Origin of the sequence: Halobaculum magnesiiphilum, from assembly GCF_019823105.1 — an archaeon.
Taxonomy (GTDB): domain Archaea; phylum Halobacteriota; class Halobacteria; order Halobacteriales; family Haloferacaceae; genus Halobaculum; species Halobaculum magnesiiphilum.
In genome coordinates this window covers 26887-45527 of sequence record NZ_CP081960.1, presented here as the reverse complement: position 1 = coordinate 45527, position 18641 = coordinate 26887, and the positions used below count along the sequence as shown (strand labels likewise).

11 protein-coding genes and 2 pseudogenes are annotated in these 18641 nt (G+C 66.2%); 6 read left to right on the top strand and 7 right to left on the bottom strand.

Annotated elements, in window-relative coordinates; genetic code table 11:
- Positions 1 to 29 precede the first annotated feature (29 nt).
- A complete protein-coding gene (locus tag K6T50_RS16790; protein WP_222609393.1) occupies positions 30 to 2162 on the top strand; it encodes a DUF7997 domain-containing protein in 2133 nt (710 codons plus the stop codon).
- Positions 2163 to 2293: 131 nt separating this feature from the next.
- Here the strand turns inward: K6T50_RS16790 and K6T50_RS16785 are convergent, their stop codons facing one another.
- Positions 2294 to 2950: a lactate utilization protein gene (locus K6T50_RS16785; RefSeq protein ID WP_222609392.1), complete on the bottom strand. Its 657-nt coding sequence runs from the start codon at positions 2948 to 2950 to the stop codon at positions 2294 to 2296.
- Positions 2951 to 3076: 126 nt separating this feature from the next.
- Positions 3077 to 4231 (bottom strand): ABC transporter ATP-binding protein, encoded by a 1155-nt coding sequence (locus K6T50_RS16780; protein ID WP_222609391.1) that lies wholly within the window; start codon positions 4229 to 4231, stop codon positions 3077 to 3079.
- A gap of 104 nt (positions 4232 to 4335) precedes the next feature.
- On the opposite strand from K6T50_RS16780, the gene K6T50_RS16775 reads away from it, so the two are divergent.
- The 4 genes from K6T50_RS16775 (at position 4336) to K6T50_RS16760 (ending at position 10511) form a co-directional block, all read left to right on the top strand.
- Positions 4336 to 7065 (top strand): glycoside hydrolase family 15 protein, encoded by a 2730-nt coding sequence (locus tag K6T50_RS16775; RefSeq protein WP_222609390.1) that lies wholly within the window; start codon positions 4336 to 4338, stop codon positions 7063 to 7065.
- 111 nt (positions 7066 to 7176) lie between these two features.
- Positions 7177 to 8472 carry an extracellular solute-binding protein gene (locus K6T50_RS16770; protein WP_222609389.1) on the top strand — a complete coding sequence of 432 codons (1296 nt, stop codon included), beginning with the start codon at positions 7177 to 7179 and terminating at the stop codon, positions 8470 to 8472.
- A 3-nt stretch (positions 8473 to 8475) separates the two neighbouring features.
- Positions 8476 to 9432 (top strand): carbohydrate ABC transporter permease, encoded by a 957-nt coding sequence (locus tag K6T50_RS16765; protein WP_222609388.1) that lies wholly within the window; start codon positions 8476 to 8478, stop codon positions 9430 to 9432.
- Complete coding sequence (locus tag K6T50_RS16760; protein WP_222609387.1) at positions 9429 to 10511, top strand: sugar ABC transporter permease; 1083 nt, start codon at positions 9429 to 9431, stop codon at positions 10509 to 10511. The genes K6T50_RS16765 and K6T50_RS16760 overlap by 4 nt, the downstream gene beginning before the upstream one ends.
- A 70-nt stretch (positions 10512 to 10581) precedes the next feature.
- Here the strand turns inward: K6T50_RS16760 and K6T50_RS16755 are convergent, their stop codons facing one another.
- The 3 genes from K6T50_RS16755 to K6T50_RS16745 form a co-directional block, all read right to left on the bottom strand.
- Positions 10582 to 13320 (bottom strand): TRAP transporter permease, encoded by a 2739-nt coding sequence (locus K6T50_RS16755; protein WP_222609386.1) that lies wholly within the window; start codon positions 13318 to 13320, stop codon positions 10582 to 10584.
- 19 nt (positions 13321 to 13339) lie between these two features.
- Entirely contained in the window at positions 13340 to 13801 is a 462-nt protein-coding gene (locus tag K6T50_RS16750) for a DUF1850 domain-containing protein (RefSeq protein ID WP_222609385.1), read from the bottom strand.
- 244 nt (positions 13802 to 14045) lie between these two features.
- Complete coding sequence (locus K6T50_RS16745) at positions 14046 to 15107, bottom strand: TAXI family TRAP transporter solute-binding subunit (RefSeq protein ID WP_222609384.1); 1062 nt, start codon at positions 15105 to 15107, stop codon at positions 14046 to 14048.
- A 436-nt stretch (positions 15108 to 15543) separates the two neighbouring features.
- Here K6T50_RS16745 and K6T50_RS16740 point away from each other — a divergent pair, with 436 nt between their 5' ends.
- Entirely contained in the window at positions 15544 to 16800 is a 1257-nt protein-coding gene (locus K6T50_RS16740; protein ID WP_222609383.1) for an RNA-guided endonuclease InsQ/TnpB family protein, read from the top strand.
- Positions 16801 to 17362: 562 nt separating this feature from the next.
- Here the strand turns inward: K6T50_RS16740 and K6T50_RS16735 are convergent.
- Both K6T50_RS16735 and K6T50_RS16730 read right to left on the bottom strand, forming a co-directional pair.
- A pseudogene (locus K6T50_RS16735) lies at positions 17363 to 17596 on the bottom strand (hypothetical protein); the annotation flags it as partial.
- Positions 17594 to 17915, bottom strand: a pseudogene (locus K6T50_RS16730) (type II toxin-antitoxin system death-on-curing family toxin); the annotation flags it as partial. The pseudogenes K6T50_RS16730 and K6T50_RS16735, both read right to left, overlap by 3 nt.
- Positions 17916 to 18641: the final 726 nt, after the last annotated feature.

Below are 18641 nucleotides of genomic sequence, written 5' to 3'. Positions count from 1 at the left end.
TTATCACCCACGACCGCTCCGATCAGGACATGCGATTACGTGACGCACTCGACGACCACAAACGGAACCGGGATCACCCGACCCGGTTCCCCGGCGAGCGACGCACGACCGCCGGTCTGTTCTCCGGGGCCGGCGGGCGCCTGCTCCACGTCGCGCCCGACGGCACGCTGCGCGACTTCGGCTATCCGCTCTCCGGCAGGTCAGGCCTCGCGGACTCCCGGTTCGCGCTGCGCCTCGACGTCCCGCCGGCCGACCTCGACCTGGACGACCCGGCGGTTCGACGCACCGACGACGGAAGCGCCGTGATCGAACTCGTCGAGGGCGACCAGTCGTACCACGACTCGACATCGCTGGTCGTGACCGACTACGAGACGACCGTCGGGCCGGTCCGCCGGTTCGATCTCGCGGTGGAGACCGACGGAGGCGAGGCGCACGTGACGCGCGTCGCGTTCGACGACGCCGACCGTGCCGACGCACTGGACGCGTCGCTGCTCGTCGGCTGTACGTTCGCGCCCGAGGGGCGGGACGCGAGGGTCGGACAGCTCCATCACGAGGACGCCATCGAGGTGTTTCACGACCGCGAGCGCGATTTCCTCGCGGGCGCCGCCGGCCTCGACGTGATCGGCGGCGGGCTTCCCGCCGGCCCGGACGCCGTCCTCGCATCCGAGCCCCACGAGCGGGGGGCCGACGCGCTCGGCGACCGCCGCGAGGAGGACCACCTCGGCGGCCACGTCGCCGCCGCGACCGGCTTCCTGGACGGTGCCGCGACGGTCGCGACGCTGCTTACCGACCGCGAGGAGACCGAGCGCGACGCCGCGCTCGACGATCTCGACGCCCTCCTCGCCGAGGCGACCGCCGGGGCCGCGCTGTCCGATCTCGCGGCCGACGGCGACGACGCCGTGTCGCTCCCCGAGGAGGTGCCGCGGGGGGACGCCGCCGTCGACGACCTGCGCGTGTTGTCGCTGTTGTCGGCGCAGACGGGGCTGCGCATCGCCGGCCCCGACTTCGACCCTCACTACGTTCACTCGGGCGGGTACGGCTACACCTGGTTCCGCGACGACGCGGAGATATCTGGCTTCCTGCTCGAGGCCGACAGGTCGTTCGACCTCGGCCTCGGCGACTGGCACCGCCGGAGCGCACGCGCGTACGTCGACACGCAGCTCCCCGACGGTACCTGGCCCCACCGCGTGTGGCCCCGCAACGGCGCGCTCGCGCCGGGATGGGCAAACGCCCGGATGGAGGCGGGCGAGGACACCGAGTACCAAGCCGACCAGACAGCAAGCGTCGTCGCGTTCCTGGCGCGGCTGCTCGACAGCCTGCCCGCCGACGATCCGCTCGCCGACGAGGTCGCGGCCGCCATCGACGACGGTCTCGACGGGATGATCGCGTCGCTGGCCGACGACGGGCGTCCGGTCGCCTGTCAGAACGCGTGGGAGGACGCCGGCGGACGGTTCACACACACCGTCGCGCGCTTCCTCGACGCGTTCTCGGCCGTCGGGGCGTTGGGAGCCGAACGGTTCGAACGAGCCGTCGAGGCCACCGACCGCGCCGCGCTTGTGTACGACGCGCTCGACGATCTCTGGGTCCCCGAGCGCGGCACGTTCGCCGTGCGGGAACGCGGCGACGGCACGCTCGACGACCGACTCGACTCGGCGACGTTCGCGCTCGCCGACGCCCACCGGGCGTACGCGGCGATCGGCGAGGTCGACGAGGTCCGTCGCGACCGCCTCGTCTCCCACGTCGACGCGACGATCGACGGGCTGTATCACGATCCCGCCGAGAGCGAGGTCGCCGGGCTGATCCGCTACGAGGGCGACGGCTGGCGCCAGCGCGGGCAGGGCCACGAGAAGGTCTGGACCGTCTCGACGGCGTGGGGCGCCAACGCCGCCGGCGAGGTGGCCGGGCTCCTAGCGGAGGCGGGCGACGCCCGCAGCGACGAGTTCGCCCGGCGATCGGTCGAACTGCTGGATCTGGTCGGTCCGGACGGACCGCTCACAGTTTCCGGCGGGTTCCTTCCCGAGCAGTTCTTCGACGACGGGACGCCCGACAGTGCGACGCCGCTCGGGTGGCCCCACGCGATCCGGCTGGCGACGACGGCGCTGCTCGACGACCTCGGCGTGCCCGTCGGTCGCGACGAGGACCCGGTTCCCGCGGACGACTGAGGCGACCATCCGCACGCGGGCAGTTCCACGGTCGCTTGCGAACCGGCGCGGATATCGAACGGCGGTGGACCGTCGATCGGCGGTGGAAGAACGAGACTGGTCGGTATCCGGCTACTCGCTACCCCGCGGGCTCAGTACCCCAGCTGCTCGCGGACGAGCACGACCGTCGTGCGGCCCTCCTCGAGTTCCTGCCGGAAGATGAGCTGTTTCGCGATCGCGGACTCGACGCCGTAGGCCTCCTTCGCGCGCTCGTTCTCCAGGGGGTACGCGACCGACTCCAGCCGGTCGAGCGCGTCCCCGAGCGTCGGGACGATCTTGTTGATCCCGCTGACGATGACGACGTTGCCGGCGGCGAAGGGGTACGCGCCGATCCGGCTCCCCGAGCGGTCCGCCGCGACGAGCTCGCCGGATTCGGCGATCGCGTTGACGCTGCCGAGGAAGTAGTCGGCCGTCTGCGACTCCCGACGGGCGTCCTGCCGCCGTTCGTCGTCGTCGATCCCCCAGATCTCGTCGGCGAGGCTCTCCCACTCGTGGTCGCCCTCCGAGAGGTACTCGGCGAACCCGACCTCCTCGAGCGTCGTCGAGTGGCCGTTCATCACGGACGCGCCCGCTGGAATGTGCGACTGCAGCGTTTCGAGGGCCTTGTCGGCGGAGTCGACCACGACCACCTCGAACCCGTTGGATCGAAGCTGTCGGACGGTTTCGTCGACCGTCTCCTCGTCGGGGGTGTCGTCGAGCGTCGCGTCGATGTCGGTGTCCGCCGCGTAGTCTGATTTCTGCTGAGACATTGGAACGTTCGTACCCGTTGGTACCGTCGAGACGGGCATAAGCGCTCGCGGACGCCGGTGTCAGCGGGTTACTCCGGTGTTACTTCCGGCGATCCGGACGGAGGAGACCGTTCGGGGACGAAGCCATCAGTCCGCCGTCGGTTCGGCTTCGGCGACGGCGCGCGCGGCCGAGTCCGCGGCGTTCACGCCGTGGGTGAGCGATTCCCCGGTCCGCGGGTCGAAGACGTGGACGTCCAGTTCGTCGAACGTGATACCGATCCCCTCGCCCGCGGTGGGGGTGATCCCGCTGTCGACGCGGGCGATGAACTCCGGTCCCAGATCGAGATACAGGTAGTTGTCGGAGCCGATCGGTTCGACCACGTCGACGGTCGTCGCGATGCCGGAGGCGCCCTCGCCGGCGACGTAAACGTCCTCCGGCCGGATCCCCATCCGAACCTCCTCGACGCCCTCGAAGACGTCCGGGTACTCCGGGGAGAGGTCGTACGCGAAGTCCGCGGTCGTCCCGCGGATGGTGACGCCGTCGCCGTCGTTGTCGACGACCGCGTCGAGCACGTTCATCGACGGCGACCCGACGAAGCCTCCCACGAACTCGTTCGCCGGGTCGTCGTACACGTCGGTCGGGCGGCCGGTCTGCTGGAGTTCGCCGTCGTCGAGGATCGCGATCTTGTCGCCCATCGTCATCGCCTCCTCCTGGTCGTGGGTGACGTAGATCGCCGTGATGTCCAGTTCGTCCTGTAACCGTTGGATCTCGGTACGCATCGTGGTGCGCAGCTTCGCGTCCAGGTTCGACAGCGGCTCGTCGAACAGGAACACGTCGGGCTCGCGGACGATGGCCCGCCCGAGCGCGACACGCTGTTTCTGTCCCCCGGAGAGCTCGCTCGGTTTGTCCTCCAACAACTCCTCGATGTCCATCATCTCGGCCGTCTCCCGGACACGCTCGCGTCGCTCCTCCTTCGAGAGGTCCGTGCTCATGCGGAGCCCGAACTCCATGTTCCCCATGACCGTCTTGTGGGGGTACAGCGCGTAGTTCTGGAACACCATCGCCACGTCGCGCTTGCGGGCATGCCGGTCGGTCACATCCTCGTCGCCGATGACGACGCTCCCGCTGGTGGGACGCTCCAGTCCCGCGATCATACGAAGCGTCGTCGACTTCCCGCATCCCGACGGTCCGACGACCGTGAGGAACTCCCCATCGTCGACCGACAGCGAGAGATCGTCGACCGCTACGAGCCGACCGCTGTCGAAGGTCTTCCGCAGGTTCTCCAATCGGACGGTAGCCATGGTCCGATGTGATCGGGTACCACGGTTTAGCTCTTTCCCTCGAACGCCGATTTGTGAAGTGGTATTTCGTCGTTCTTTTTACCGAGGCCGTCGGCGGGCACGTCATGCCGACACGTGACACGGACCGAGCCGGTGATCGCGGCGGGGACTGCCACGGCAAGGATGACGCCGAAGACTGCCACGGCAACGACGACGGCGGCCGGTACGAGCGCGACACCGGTCCGGCCCGTCGGCGGTTCCTTGCGGGGGCGGCCGCGGCCGGGGTGGCAGGACTCGCGGGTTGCGGAGGCTCCGGCGACGGAGACGCCGCCGCGGACGCCACCGAGTCGCCCGAGGGAACGACGACCGACACCGGCGTGGCGGGCACCGCGACCCCGCGGCCAGAGCCGGACCCGGTCGAACTCGCGCCGTTCTGGACGACCGGGGAGAAGGTCGGGGTGGGCACGGCGATCGGCGACGGATCCGGGGACGGGTCGGCCGGCACCGACGACGACGGCCGCGTCTGGTACACCCTGTCCCGCGGCGCGCTCACCGGGGTCCGGTTCCCGCGCGTCGACCTGCTGAACGTCCGCCGCCTCGACTTCCTCGTCGCCGACGGCGAGGGATACGCCGCCCGGACCGCCGAGTCGGACCGCCGAAGCGACGACGACATCGAACGAACGACGGTGCCGACCGCCGACGACGCGCTCTGTTATCGCCACGAGTTCGCATCGGACACGCGCGCGTGGACGCTCGAGGTCGAGTACGTCGCCGACCCCGAGCGCGACGCCGTGGTCGCGGACGTGTCGTTCGACGCCGCCGGAGAGGACCTCGCGCTGTACGCCGTCTGCCGGCCCGCCGTGACGACGGGAACCGCCGAGGATCACCACGCCCGGGGCACCGCCGGCGGCGACGCCGTGTTGTCGACAACCGACCCGAGCGACGGCGGTGTCGTCCGCGACAGCGACGGCGACGGATACGACGTGTCGCTCGCGGTCGCCGCGGATCCGGGATTCGAGTGGGCAACCGCGACGCCCGTCGGCGAGCCCGCGACCGCGCGGCTGTTGGAACGCGGGATCGAGGCCGCTCGGTCCCGCGAGGCCGCGGGCAACGCGGCGCTTGTCGGTCGCCTGGCGACCGGGTCGACCGAGGCGACGCTCGCGCTCGGGTTCGCTAAGGGAGGCGAACCGACCGACGCCGTCGCGGTCGCGAGAGAGTCCGCCGGCGCCGGCTTCGACGCCGTGCGCGAGTCGTACCGCGACGGGTGGGGCTCCTGGCTCGACGGCATCGAGGTGCCCGACAGCGTCGCCGGCGACGACGGGCTGTCGGCGCTGTATCGAACGAGCGCGATGACGCTTCGGGCCGCCGAGGACGCGACGTTCCCCGGCGCCGGCGTCGCGAGTCCCTGCGTCCCCTGGGGGGAGGTCGTTCCCGCGAGGGACCCGTCCGATGTCGGATATCACTACGTGTGGGCGCGCGACCTTTACCAGTCGTTCACCGCGCTGGAGGCGATGGGGAAGGGGGAGGCGGCGATCGCTGCCGCGGAATACCTCTTCGCCGTCCAACAGCGCAGCGGCGGGTTCGTCCCACAGAACACCTTTCTCGACGGACGAACGCGCTGGGGGAACGAACAGCTCGACGAGGTCGCCTTCCCACTGGTGCTGGCGCGACGCGTCACCGGCGAACACGGCCGCGGGTTCGACGACCTCGCGTTCGGCTACGACGACGTTGCCGCCTCCGCCGACTACGTCATGCGAAACGGGCCGGGGACCGGACAGGAGCGGTGGGAGGAGGAAAGCGGCCTCTCCCCCTCGACCATCGCCGCCGAGATCGCCGGGCTCGTTTCGGCCGCCGACATCGCGGTCGACCGAGGCAGAACAGCGGACGCGCTGGTGTGGCTCGCGACCGCCAACGGCTTCCGACGGGGCGTCCGGGAGTGGTGTGTCACCCGGGAGGGAACCGATCGGCACGACCCGCCGTACTACTTCCGCGTCAACGGGAACCGGGACCCCGACGACGGCACCGAGCGCTCGCTGGCGAACGGCGGCCGGACGTTCGACGAGCGGAACGTGATCGACGCCGGCTTCCTCGAACTCGTCAGGCTGGGGGTGCTCCCGGCGGACGACGAGGTGATCGAGGGGTCCGTGTCGGTCGTCGACGATGCGATCCGCGTCGAGACCCCCGAGGGACCCGCGTTCTACCGGTACACCGGAGACGGCTACGGCGAGGGCGAGAACGGCGCGCCGTTCCCGGTCGGAACGACAACCCGCGGCCGGCTGTGGCCGTTGCTGACGGGGGAGCGCGGCGAGTACGAACTCGCCGCCGGGACCGGTTCGGGACCGGTTCGGCCGGCGGCCCTCCTGTCGACGCTCGCCGGGTTCGCCAACGAGGGGCGACTGCTCCCCGAACAGGTGTGGGACAGCGACGACCCGACCGAGTACGGCTGGACCATCGGCGAGGGGACGGGGAGCGCGACGCCGCTGTCGTGGAGTCACGCCGCGTTCGTCCGGCTCGCGAACGGCATCGACGCCGGGCGACCCGTCGGGACCCCCGCGGCGGTTCGCGACAGGTACGCTGCCGGTCCGCCGGCGGAACCGTCGCTCGACGTGTCGCTTCCCGACAGCACCGTCGACGGCGCCGAAGTGACGATCATCGGCGAGACCGACGCCCCCGCCGTCGCAGTCGCCGTCGACGGCGACGCCGAACTCGTCGGCATCGACGACGGAGCGTTCGAGACGACCGTGTCGCTCGGTTCCGGCCGAACCACCCTCGTCGTCGCCGCCGGGGATCCGGGCGGCTCCGCTGGCGAAACGGGCGTCGCGGGTGCTCGGACCGTCGTGTCGGTCGTCGAGTGACCCGTCCGTCGCCGAGCCGTCCGTCCGCGTGGTAGGCCGATCCTACCGATCCTGCACGGTCGTACCCGAAGGTTTAAGGTATGAACTACTTATTCATCCAGTGTTCACACCATGGCAACTGATCGCAGGAAGCTGCTGAAGATGGGCGGCATGGCGGCCGCGGCAGCACTGGCGGGCTGCGTCGGCGTGGAGGAGCAGGGAACTCCGACCTCGGGGAGTTCGGGCGGGTCCGGCGGGTCGGGGGACAGCGGCGGTTCGGGCGCGACACAGACGACCGAGCCCGCGGTCGATCCGGGGACCGCAACCACGTGGTACGCGCGCTCGTCCGCCGAGGGGGAGACGCTGAAGGGCGTGATCGAGGAATTCAACTCCCAGTCGCGACACACCGTCGAGGGGTCGGACCTCTCCGACCTGGAACAGAAGACGCAGTCGGCGATCCCCGCGAACCAGGGACCCCAGATATTCGAGTGGGCCCACGACTGGGTCGGCGACTACTACCAGCGCGGGTTCCTCTCCGACCAGAGCGGGAACCTCTCGGTGAGCATGGACACGTTCACCGACGCGGCCGCGGAGGCCGCACAGTTCGACGGCGCGGTCGTCGGCCTCCCGTTCGCCGCCGAGACAGTCACACTGCTGTACAACGAGGAGTACGTCGACTCGCCGCCGGAATCGGTAAGCGAGATGGTCGACGTGATGGAGGAGCATCATAACCCCTCGAACGGCACCTACGGGCTCGGCTACCCGCTCAATGCTTACTTCATGAGCGGCTTCGCGCAGGCGTTCGGCGGGTACTACTTCGACCCGGAGGCCGACGAGATGCTCGGGATCGCCAACGAGGAGACGGTCGAGGGGTTCGAGTACATCCTCGACACGTTCGTCCCGTACATGCCGAACGACACGCAGTACGGTCCGCAGGCGGCCGCCTTCTCCGAGGGGAACGCGCCGTTCGCGATCAACGGCCCGTGGTACCTCGGCACGGCCCGCGAGAAGGGAGTCGACGTGGGCGTCACGAGCCTCCCGACCGCCGACGGGTCGGAGCCGAGCCCCTACACCGGGATCCAGCTGTGGTACTTCGCGAAGGGGATGGGCAGCTCCGAGGCCGACGCCACGGCCGCTCGCGAGTTCGTCGAGTGGTACGTCACCAACGAGGAGCAGCTGCTTGCCAACGCCGAAAGTCACGGCTTCATCCCGGTCCACGAGGAACTCGCCGGCGACGACGACCTTCCCTCGTCAGTGCAGGGCTTCTCGCAGGCCGTCCAGCAGGGCGTCCCGATGCCGACACACCCGCGTATGGGCGACGTCTGGGGGCCGCTGGAGACCGGATTCGGCAAGGCGCTCAACGGCAACATGTCCGTGAATGACGCCATGGTCGAGGCCGAGGAGACGATCCGGAGCAACTGGGAGTAGGCGATGAGCACCACAAGCCGAATCGCCGACCGGGCGGCCGCGCTCCCGGCGATCGAACGCGAGGACGTCTCGCTGCTGCTCGTCCTTCCGGGGCTGTTCCTGTTCGCGGCGTTCATGTTCTTCCCGATGCTGTACCTGCTCGGGATCTCGTTCACGAACGCCCGACCGTCGAACCTCTTCGCCGGCGGGAGCTTTCTCACGTTCGGCGAGGCGACGTTCGTCGGGCTCGAGAACTACGCGACGGTGCTCGCGGACGGGGCGTTCTGGAACTCGCTGGGGTCGACGTGGCTGTTCGTCGCCACGAGCCTCGTGTTGAAGATCGGGCTCGGGCTCGGCGTGGCGCTCGTCGTCACGAATCGGCGTGTCCGCGGGGCGCGGTTCCTCCGTTCACTGCTCATCATCCCGATGGGACTCCCCGCGATCTTCACGATCACTATCTGGCGCGGGATCTTCAGTTCCGCACAGTTCGGCCTGGCTAACCAGCTGTTGAACTGGCTCGGTGCCGGCACCGTCGCGTGGCTGAACGAGCGCTGGGCCGCCTTCTTCGCGTACAACATCACCGAGATGTGGCTGGCGTATCCGTTCATGGTGATCATCACCGTGAGCGCGCTCCAGGACGTGCCCCGAGAGCTCCACGAGGCGGCGATGGTCGATGGCGCCGGGTACTTCGCGCGCTTCTTCCACGTGACGCTGCCGAGCGTGAAGCGTCCGGTCCTGTTCGCCTCGATCCTGACCGCCGCGGCGTCGTTCCAGCAGTTCCTCATCCCGTACGCGTTCAACGAGGGGGGCCCCGCACGACTTAACGAGCTGATCATCGTCTACGGATACCGCGAGGCGTTCCAGTTCAGCCAGTACGGCCAGGGCGCCGCGATCATGCTCGTCGCCGTCGCGTTCATCGGCGCGTTCATGTGGCTGAACGTGAAGAAGGGCCGGCTCGCCGACGGGGTGGACGAGGCGTGAGTCTCGTCTCGCTCGTCGCCGAGAAGATCGCCGACGACGTGCGCAAAGTCGCGAACACGCCGCGCGAGCTCGCCGTCGAAGCGCGCTACGCCGTTGGGGCGTACCGCCGGGGGGAGCTCTCGGCCGTCCAGATCGGCCGGACCGCGGGGGCGACGGGGTTCGCGGTGCTCGTCGTCGCCCTGCTGTTGTTCCCCATCTACTGGATCGCGATGTCCGCGATCTCGGGGACCGGCGGCAGCGTCTACGCCGCCGGCGGCTTCAGCTTCTTCCCCGAGAACCCGTCGTTGCAGCCGTTCGTGTGGGTGCTCGGCGATCTCATCGTTCCGGGGTTGACGATCTCGGTGAACGTGCCGTTCAGCGATCTCGCGCTCGTGTTCGATACCCCCGAGATCGCGTTCCTCGACGCCAGCGACTACGGCGTCGACAACCCATCGAACTTCAAACAGTACTTCGTGAACAGCGTCATCGTGTCGGTGCCGACGCTCGTCCTCGCGATGTGTGTCATCGTGCCCGCGGCGTACGCGCTCTCTCGCCGTGAGTTCATCATGCGCCGGAAGGTGCTGTTCGGCTACGTCCTGTTCACCCAAGTGGGCGGCGGGCTCGGGATCGCCTCGCTCATCGCGCTGTACGCCATGTTCGTGCAGGTCGGGTTGAACAACAACCGGCTCGCGCTGGCCGCCTACTACGCGGCGACGGCGGTGCCGTTCAACACGTGGCTGCTGAAGACGTACATGGACGGGATCCCCGTCAGCTACGAGGAGGCCGCCCTCGTCGACGGCGCCCCGCCGTGGCGCGTCGTCACCGAGATCATCCTGCCGCTGTCGGCGGCCGGACTAGCGACGGTCACCATCTTCACCTTCCTCACCGGGTGGATGGAGTTCGTCGTCGCACAGACGATGCTGTCGGCCGACAAGTTCACGCTCCCCGTCGGGCTGTTCGCCCTGATCGACGAGTACTCCATCCCGTGGGCGCGCTTCTCGGCGTTCGCGCTGACGTTCGCCTCGCCGGTCATGCTCGTGTACCTGTTCGCACAGCGGTACATCGAGGGCGGGCTCTCCTTCTCCGGGATGGAGGGGTAGCCCTCCCCCCTCGGGTACCGATGACGTGATCCGCCGGTCACGCGCCGGCGCCGGGACCCCCGGCCTCCGTCTACGCCGAGGTCGGCTCCGCCCGCTCGCGTGCCGCCGGGAGCTTCCGACGGTTCTGCGCCGCGAGGGCGACGAACACGATCAGGCCCGCGGCCCGAAGCGTCAGATCGAGCAGGAGCCCGTCGACGGTGACGGTCACCCCGACGAGCCCGAGCAGGTCGAAGACGCTCGCCGAGAGCAGCCCCGGCGCCATCAACAGGAGGGAACTGACCGCAAAGCCGACGCGTGCGGTGCGGCCGACGCGAGTGTACAGCGTCCCGATAACGGTGGCGCCGAGCGCGACGACGCCGAGGAACACCCCCACGACCGGCACCAGGATCTCCGGCACCGAGTACGATAGCTCCGCGAGGTCGGCGAACTCGACGACGCGATACCGCTCGCGCAGCGGGAGCTCCCCCGCGTCGGCCTTCTCGCGCAGCAGGACGATCCCCGGCGCGAGCACGAACGCGAACGGCACGATCGCCTTGTTCAGCGACAGCGAGAACGCCTTGACGCCGGTCTCGAACGGGTCGGACTTGGCGACGCCGCTGGCGGCGTAGGCGGCGACCGCGACCGGCGGGGTGATGTCGGCGATGACCCCGAAGTAGAGAATGAACAGGTGCGCCGCCAGCAGCGGGATGCCGAACTCCACCAGCGGCGTCGCGAGCATCGAGATCAGGATGATGTACGTGACGGTCGTCGGCATCCCCATCCCGAGAATGATGCTCGAGACGGCCGTCACGAGCAGCATCACGACGATCGACCCGCCCGACAGCGCCAACAGCAGCGAGGTGAGGTTGGGGCCGAGCCCGGAGACGCTGATGACGCCGGGGATGATGCCCGCGGCCGCGACCGCGACGACGACCGGCACGGCCGTCCGTGCGCCCTCCTCCATCGATGTGACGACGAACGTGCCCACGCGGAACAGTTGATTGTCGCCGAGGTCGCGGCCAGTCCGCTCGCCGGCCGACTCCGCGACGTTCTGCACCGTGGGGTTCAAACCGAGCACCGTCGACTGCACGTCGCTGTGGACCACCATCGTCAGGACGCCGGCGAGCATCGCGTACCACCCGATCCGGCCGAGAAGGACCGATGCCGCTTCCGCGGGCTGGAGTCCCACCCCGCCGCCACCGCCGAGGAGACCGATGACGGGGACGCCCGCGACGACGTGGCTGGCGAACTCGGCGCCCACGACGAGCGCGAGCGCGCCGGCGAGGGTGACGCGGGTCTCGTCGCTGTAGGCCGCGATCACCGTGATCAGCGCGACGAGCGCGACGAGGGTGAACCACGCCGACCGCGAGACGGAGAGACGCTCGATGATGAGGTAGTACAGCAAGAGGACGATCGGCACCAGGTAGAACCACCCACGCTTGAGGTGGACGACCATCGACTCCCGGTCGGCGTCGGGCATCCCGCCGATCCCCTCCTGGACGGCCTTGAGATGGACCATCACCCAGACGCCGAAAAAGAAGACGATCGCCGGGATCGTCGCGAGGATGATGATATCCGCGAACGGCGTCGCCGTGTACTGGACCATGAGGAACGCCGCCGCGCCCATCACGGGCGGGAGGATCTGGCCCCCCGACGACGCCGACGACTCGACGGCGCCGGCGAACTCCGGCGAGTATCCGGACCGCTTCATCAGCGGGATCGTGAAGGCGCCGGTCGTGACCGTGTTCGCGATCGACGACCCCGAGATGGTGCCCATGAAGCCGCTGGCGAGGATGCTTGCTTTCGCGGGGCCGCCCTTGCGCCCACCGGTGGCGGCGTAGGCGAGATCGATGAACCACTGGCCCGCTCCGCTCATCTCCAGGAACGATCCGAAGAGGATGAAGATGTAGATGAAGCTGACCGAGACCGTGACCGGGATCCCGAACACGCCGTTCTCGGTGTTGTACCAGAGGTTCTGGACGATCTGCGGCCACGTCAGTTCAGGGATCGCGAGCAGACCGATGAACGGCGTGTTCCCGCTGATGAGGTAGCCCCACCGCGCGTAGACGATGAACGTCGCCACGATGATCATTAACGGGAGCCCCAGGGTTCGTCGGGTCGCCTCCAATACGAGAAGGACGCCGGCGATGCCGAGCGCGAACACGTACGGGAACTCGCTGACCACGGGGACGCCCCCGAGGACGGGGTCGAGGAACGGGTACACCTCGGTGACCGGGCGGCCCGCCCTGAGTCCGAAGAAGCGGATGTCCCGGATCTCCGAGAACTCCGTCAGGAAGTAGACGGCCGAGAGGACCGCCGTGACGATACAGGCAACGTCGAAGGGGGTGACCCGGCTTCGGTCGGGGTCGACGAACGCCCACCGGAACGCGCCTCGGAGACCCTCTAACGCGCGCGAGGCGGGGTTCTCGCGACCCAGTCGATCGGCGACCGTCTCGACGGCGCCTCCCAAGCCACGTGAGACGAACCCGTCGCCCATGCTCGCGGGGAACAGCAGGAACGTGAGCACCAACGCGAACGCGACGTGGACCGCGTTCGCCTGGAGCAGTTGCAGCGACACCTGGATGTCCGCCACGAGCGGGATCGGGATCGTGAACGTGAAGCTCCGGGCCGCGAGGTACAGCTGAAACACCGAAAAGCAGATCCCGACGACTGACACCGCAACGGCCGCGAGACCCGTCAGCGATCGTCGGCGCTCGATCTCGTCGATGAGCTGCTCGGCCTCCTCCGCGGATATCTCCTCGATCCCCTCGTCGTTCACGTCCCCGGTTCCGGCGGTCGTGTCGTCGTCTGGTGCGTCGTTCGTGCTCATGGGAGTGCGTCGCTCGTGTTCATAGCAACCTGTCCGTCAGGGTGCGTTGCTCGACGTGGATCCGAACGTCGCTGCCGTTCGTTTCCGCGACCAGATCGTACCGCCGACCGTCGACGATCAGTGTGTGACCCGCGATCCGGCCGGGGGACACCAACAGCGTATCGAGTTCGGTTATCGACCCCTCGGGCTCGTACACCAGCGTCCCGTTTCTGTTCGTGACGTTCGCCCCGGACGGCAGCCCCCAGCCGTACGATTCGAACTCCATCCGGGTGTTCACCAGCGTCCCACCCTCGATGCGGTACTCGTCGTACACGCGGGATCGCTCGACGCTGTGCATGTACTCCAGGGCGACCGTGCTCCCGTCGTCGACGGGCTGGGTGAGGTAGTGTTCGCCCGTCTCGACGTCCTCGACGACCAGGACCTGCCCGGTCGGGGCCGCGATGGCAACTCCGCCGACGATTCCCGCGATGACCGTCACCATCGCTACGAGGATCGAAACGGCGCGCCGTCGGGGTATCGTGGGGAGAGTCACCGTGAGAGCGAATCTGAGCGGCTCGTTTACGGCACCGGTGGGACGGTGCTCGTTGACGGCACCGATGGGACGGTCGAGGTCGCGTGCGCGCGTGAAGGAGTGCTTAGACTCCCACTCGCGCGTCGTCGAGTCCGTCCCGGCCGGACCGAGGTTGTCGGCCCGAACGCGGTTCTGTGACGGGTCACTCGGCGGGTTACATGTCGAAGTACGCGGCGGCTCCCTCGTGGAGTTCGATCGACATGCCGTCCTGTGCGCTGTCGACGGAGATGAAGTCCGTCTTGATCGACAGTTCGTCGAGGTTGTCGAAGATGGCCGCCGTGATCGTCTCGACCGTGCCGGCCTCGACGCCGGTGTGGGTGGCGATCATCGCCTGGACCGCGACGGTCGGGACGTCCTCCTCGACGCCGCTGTAGGTGCCGCCGGGGATCGTGTCGTCGGCGAACCAGGAGGCCGCTTCCTTGACTGCCTCGCGGTTGTCGCCGTCGATTGGCACGATGTGAATGTCGTTCGTGTTCGCGAGGTCCTCGATCGCGCCGACGGGCCAGCCGCCGACGACGAACGCGGCGTCGATGTCGCCGTTCGCGAGCTGTTCGGACGCCTGCGCGAAGCCGGCGTTCTGCTCGGTGTAGTCGGTGATGCCGACCGCCTCGAGTATCTGGTTCGCGTTTACCTGCGTCCCGGAGCCGAGGTCGCCGGTGTTGATCGTGGTGCCGCTGAGATCGCTCAGTGTCTCGATCCCGGTCTCCTGGAGCGTGACGACCGTGATCGTCTCGGGGTACAGCGTCGCGACGCCGCGGAGGCTCTCGATCGCGTTGTCCTGGAACACGTCGATACCGGTCCCGTTCTTCGCGAAGTACGCGATGTCGTTCTGGATTAACGCGAAGTCCGCCGTCCCGTTCGCGAGGCTCCCGACGTTTTCAACGCTCGCTCCCGTCGACTGGACGTTTAGCGAGAAGTTAGTGTTGGCCTCGACGACCGTTTTGATCTCGTTGGAGAGCGGGTAGTACGTGCCGCCGGTACCCCCGGCGTGCCAGCTCAGGCGATCGCTGGTTCCCCCGTTTCCGTTGTCTTCCTCAGTGGGGGTCTCAGTGTCATCACCGTCGCCTTCCGTCGGCGTATCACCGTCACCCCCGTTTCCGTTACCATTCCCGTCTCCGCCGCCGTTTCCGGCGCAGCCGGCGAGCGCGCTGATTCCGGCGACGCTCGCGATGCCGGTCGTCTGCAGGAACTTCCGTCTTGTCTCTTCGGATGACATACCAATTCACGACAACGTACCAGAGAGGTATATCTCTAATCGAGCTATATATGATTAAAATTACTCCGATATTGATGTTATTGAATCCGTAAGGTTATCGAGTAATCACGGATGGCGGTAAATCGATATCTGTTATCGTCTACGAAATTACGGAAGTGCGAGGAGAAAGCCCCATCCTGAAGGCCGGGGATGAATCCAATAATTGATACACAATCCCCCGACGATACACGGCCTGATATTCCAACAGTTTCATCACATTCGCGGAACAGTTCGAGAACCCCGTTATAAAGAACAAGGAGAATACCCGCGCCTTTAGGCCCGGGATGAATCCGACATTCTGACCGACAATCCACCGACGACATTCCAACCGGATATTCCACACTCGGCCGTTGTTTTTAATAAGAACTCTCTAATAACGTGTTATGAAGTCGGTTCGATGCTAGAGACAACCCGCACCTACGTCGCCCGAATCACGAACCACCAACAGGTTCGTGACGATCTCAACCAGTGTGGGTTCTCCGCATCCAAACTGTGGAACGTCGGACGCTACTACATCCAACAACGGTGGGATGACGATGGTGAGATACCTGACGAAGCCGAATTGAAGTCGGAGTTGAAAGACCACGAACGCTACAGTGACCTGCATTCTCAGTCAAGTCAGCGAGTTCTTGAAGAACTTGCTGAGGCGTTCAATGGCTGGTACAACTCCGACGACGGCAACAACCCACCGGGCTACCGGAAACGTGGCGACGACCACCCACGCTCCACCGTCACATGGAAGAAACGGGCCATCAAGTACGACGACAAACACGACCAACTTCGCCTCTCGAAAGGCTTCAATCTGAAAGAGAGTCGGTCTGACTTCATCCTCGCCGAGTACGAAACCCGCCCTGACGTAGAAGTTGAGAACATCCAGCAGGTGCGTGCTGTCTGGAACGACGACGAGTGGGAACTCCATCTCGTCTGCAAGAAAGAGATTTCCGTCGAAGACGCACCCGGTGACAAGACAGCGGGTATCGATCTCGGAATCAGCAACTATCTCGCCATCGACTACGAAGACGGCGTGAGTGAGTTGTATCCGGGGAACGTGCTGAAAGAGGATAAGCACTACTTCACTCGTGAGGAGTACCAGACTGAAGGCGAGAATGGCCCGTCGAAGAGAGCGCGGAAGGCTCGGCAGAAACTCTCCCGACGCAAAGACCACTTCCTCCACACCCTCAGCAAACACATCGTTCAGCGGTGTGTCGAAGAAGACGTGGAGAAGATAGCGGTTGGCGACCTCAGTGACATCCGCGAGGATGAGAACGGTGACTCGCAGAACTGGGGTGCGTCGGGGAACAAGAAGTTGCACGGCTGGGAGTTCGACCGGTTCGCCCGCCTTCTTGAATACAAGGCCGAGGAACACGGCATCCTCGTTGATCGTGTAGACGAGGAGAACACCTCGAAGACGTGTTCGTGTTGCGGGCAAATTCGAGACAGCAACCGCGTGGAGCGAGGGCTGTACGTCTGTGAGTCGTGCGAGACGACGATGAATGCAGATGTGAATGGTGCGGTGAACATCCGGAGAAAGATAACTCAGAGTCCCCCGACCGGGGATATGAGTAACGGCTGGTTGGCACAGCCCGGAGTCTTCCTGTTCGACCGCGAGAGCGGGACGTTCAAAACGAGAGAACAGGGAGACTGCAAACCCTAATATCCCAACGCTCGGGATTCCTCCGGCTTTAGCCGGAGGAGGATGTCAATCGATCGCGATGGGCGGCTGTATCGATGGCACACCGAAGAAGAGCTCGTCAGCGTGACTGAGGAACTCCCATAGCTCTGCGCCTCTGGATTCCCCAGCATCGCAGATTATTCCTCTTGACCTCCTCCTCAGCCTGAAGACGGAGGAATCCGACCATCGGATTCGGGCGGTCGATGCCCTTCGGTTCCAACCCGCACTCGGAGGGAACCGGCGACACCCCGGGGGAACTATCGTTTACCTCCCTTGGAGGGCTGTGGCCCGGCCAATGAGGCCCCGTCGGATTCCATGTCATCGCCGTGCGAACCACCGACGGTTCGCCACCCCGTATGGTTCGGGGACGGCATCTCACCGAATCCGTAGCATCCGTGAGAACAGGGACCACCGAGTTGAATCTACCGAACAAGCGTGGCTGTTGTCCGCTTAACCCCCGCCTGAAGACGCGGGTATGCGCTCGCATCTATATCAGATTCCTATATTCCTCTCGGTGGTGAGTACATCGGCTGAATCCACCCAGGTGAATCCGGTCCTCGCTCGTGTCCGCGATCCCGTCCGGGTGGTTCGCGTCCACCTTCGCCTGCGTCTCCTGCTCGACTGCCGCCTCAAACTCCGGCGTCTCGTCGCCGACCGGGAAGCCGTCTTCATCGACTGCCTGTTCGCCCACTTTTTCGAATGCCTGTTCATCCACCGTAACGACTTTGCGACTCGCTCTCGCTTGCGCCTTCGCGAGCGCCCTCCCGGGCGCGAGCAAGAGCGCGCGAATTTCATCACCGTAGCCAATGTGTACCCGTTCATCATATAGAAGACGAGGACTGTTCGGAGCGCTATTCGCTTGTTCCCGTCGACGAATGGATGCTCCGCTACGAGAAGTCGCATCAGATGGACTGCTTTGTGGTGAATCTCCTCGGGTCGGGTACCTCGCCGAAGAACCCCTCCGAGATGTACTGCACCGCGGATGCTATCGCGTCTTCTGACCGAACGCCTGGCTATGTAGTCTCGCCTTCTTCCACGATTTGTTCGTGGAGAGATAGAATGAGTTCGGCAGAGGGATACGCGAGATCTCCGGTCACGTTTCCGACGTTCACACGTCACCCGATAATCGTTTCTCTACCGTCGGGATCAGACCACGATATCATTGGCGTGGAGTGTCGCAGTCATCGGATAACCAGACGCTGGAGCTCATAGGGCTGTTTTGAATCCTCTACAGGTTGTTCAAGGCGAGTGCCTCGGGGCTTGACCCCGAGGGTGAAGTCGACACGTGGTTTTAATTAACCACGGTTCGTAGCAGAAAGTACAGTCAGAGACCCCCAAAGACGGGTTAAAGACCTTAATCCAACGCTGACTGAGACACGATATGGAAATGTGGCGTCTCTCAAAACCCACGTCTTCGACGTGGTGAGACGGACGCTATCGGGTCGTGGTGGAGCGACCGACCCTCACGGATACGAACGACGTATTCGGGTGTTAATTCCAACCGACTCCATTCGGGGAAGGTCGAGGGGAATTAAATTCGCCTGCGGGCGCGGTGCAGTCCCTAAACGGTGAAGCCTCGGGGCTTGCCCCCGAGGTACTTCACGCCCTTCGAATGGAACCTTGAGCTCCTACCCACCCTAACGCCCGGAGACACTCCAGTTGAGAGTGTGGCTACCGACCCACGGTGGCAACGTGTGGGCCGTGCGCACTTCCGTTGGGCACCGCCGTTCGGCTCCGATCGAAGATGTTCGCGATGGCGCTTACGGTACACTACCAGGATCCACGTAGCATGGCTACGGGAACCACTCAAATCGCCCTCACCG

What these genes read in the sequence shown, in the direction of transcription:
- K6T50_RS16740 (WP_222609383.1), top strand. Translation starts at nt 15,544, where the DNA reads ATGCTAGAGACAACCCGCACCTACGTCGCCCGAATCACGAACCACCAA.
- K6T50_RS16780 (WP_222609391.1), bottom strand. Translation starts at nt 4,231, where the DNA reads ATGGCTACCGTCCGATTGGAGAACCTGCGGAAGACCTTCGACAGCGGT.
- K6T50_RS16755 (WP_222609386.1), bottom strand. Translation starts at nt 13,320, where the DNA reads ATGAGCACGAACGACGCACCAGACGACGACACGACCGCCGGAACCGGG.
- K6T50_RS16790 (WP_222609393.1), top strand. Translation starts at nt 30, where the DNA reads ATGCGATTACGTGACGCACTCGACGACCACAAACGGAACCGGGATCAC.
- K6T50_RS16770 (WP_222609389.1), top strand. Translation starts at nt 7,177, where the DNA reads ATGGCAACTGATCGCAGGAAGCTGCTGAAGATGGGCGGCATGGCGGCC.
- K6T50_RS16745 (WP_222609384.1), bottom strand. Translation starts at nt 15,107, where the DNA reads ATGTCATCCGAAGAGACAAGACGGAAGTTCCTGCAGACGACCGGCATC.
- K6T50_RS16785 (WP_222609392.1), bottom strand. Translation starts at nt 2,950, where the DNA reads ATGTCTCAGCAGAAATCAGACTACGCGGCGGACACCGACATCGACGCG.
- K6T50_RS16750 (WP_222609385.1), bottom strand. Translation starts at nt 13,801, where the DNA reads ATGGTGACGGTCATCGCGGGAATCGTCGGCGGAGTTGCCATCGCGGCC.
- K6T50_RS16775 (WP_222609390.1), top strand. Translation starts at nt 4,336, where the DNA reads ATGCCGACACGTGACACGGACCGAGCCGGTGATCGCGGCGGGGACTGC.
- K6T50_RS16765 (WP_222609388.1), top strand. Translation starts at nt 8,476, where the DNA reads ATGAGCACCACAAGCCGAATCGCCGACCGGGCGGCCGCGCTCCCGGCG.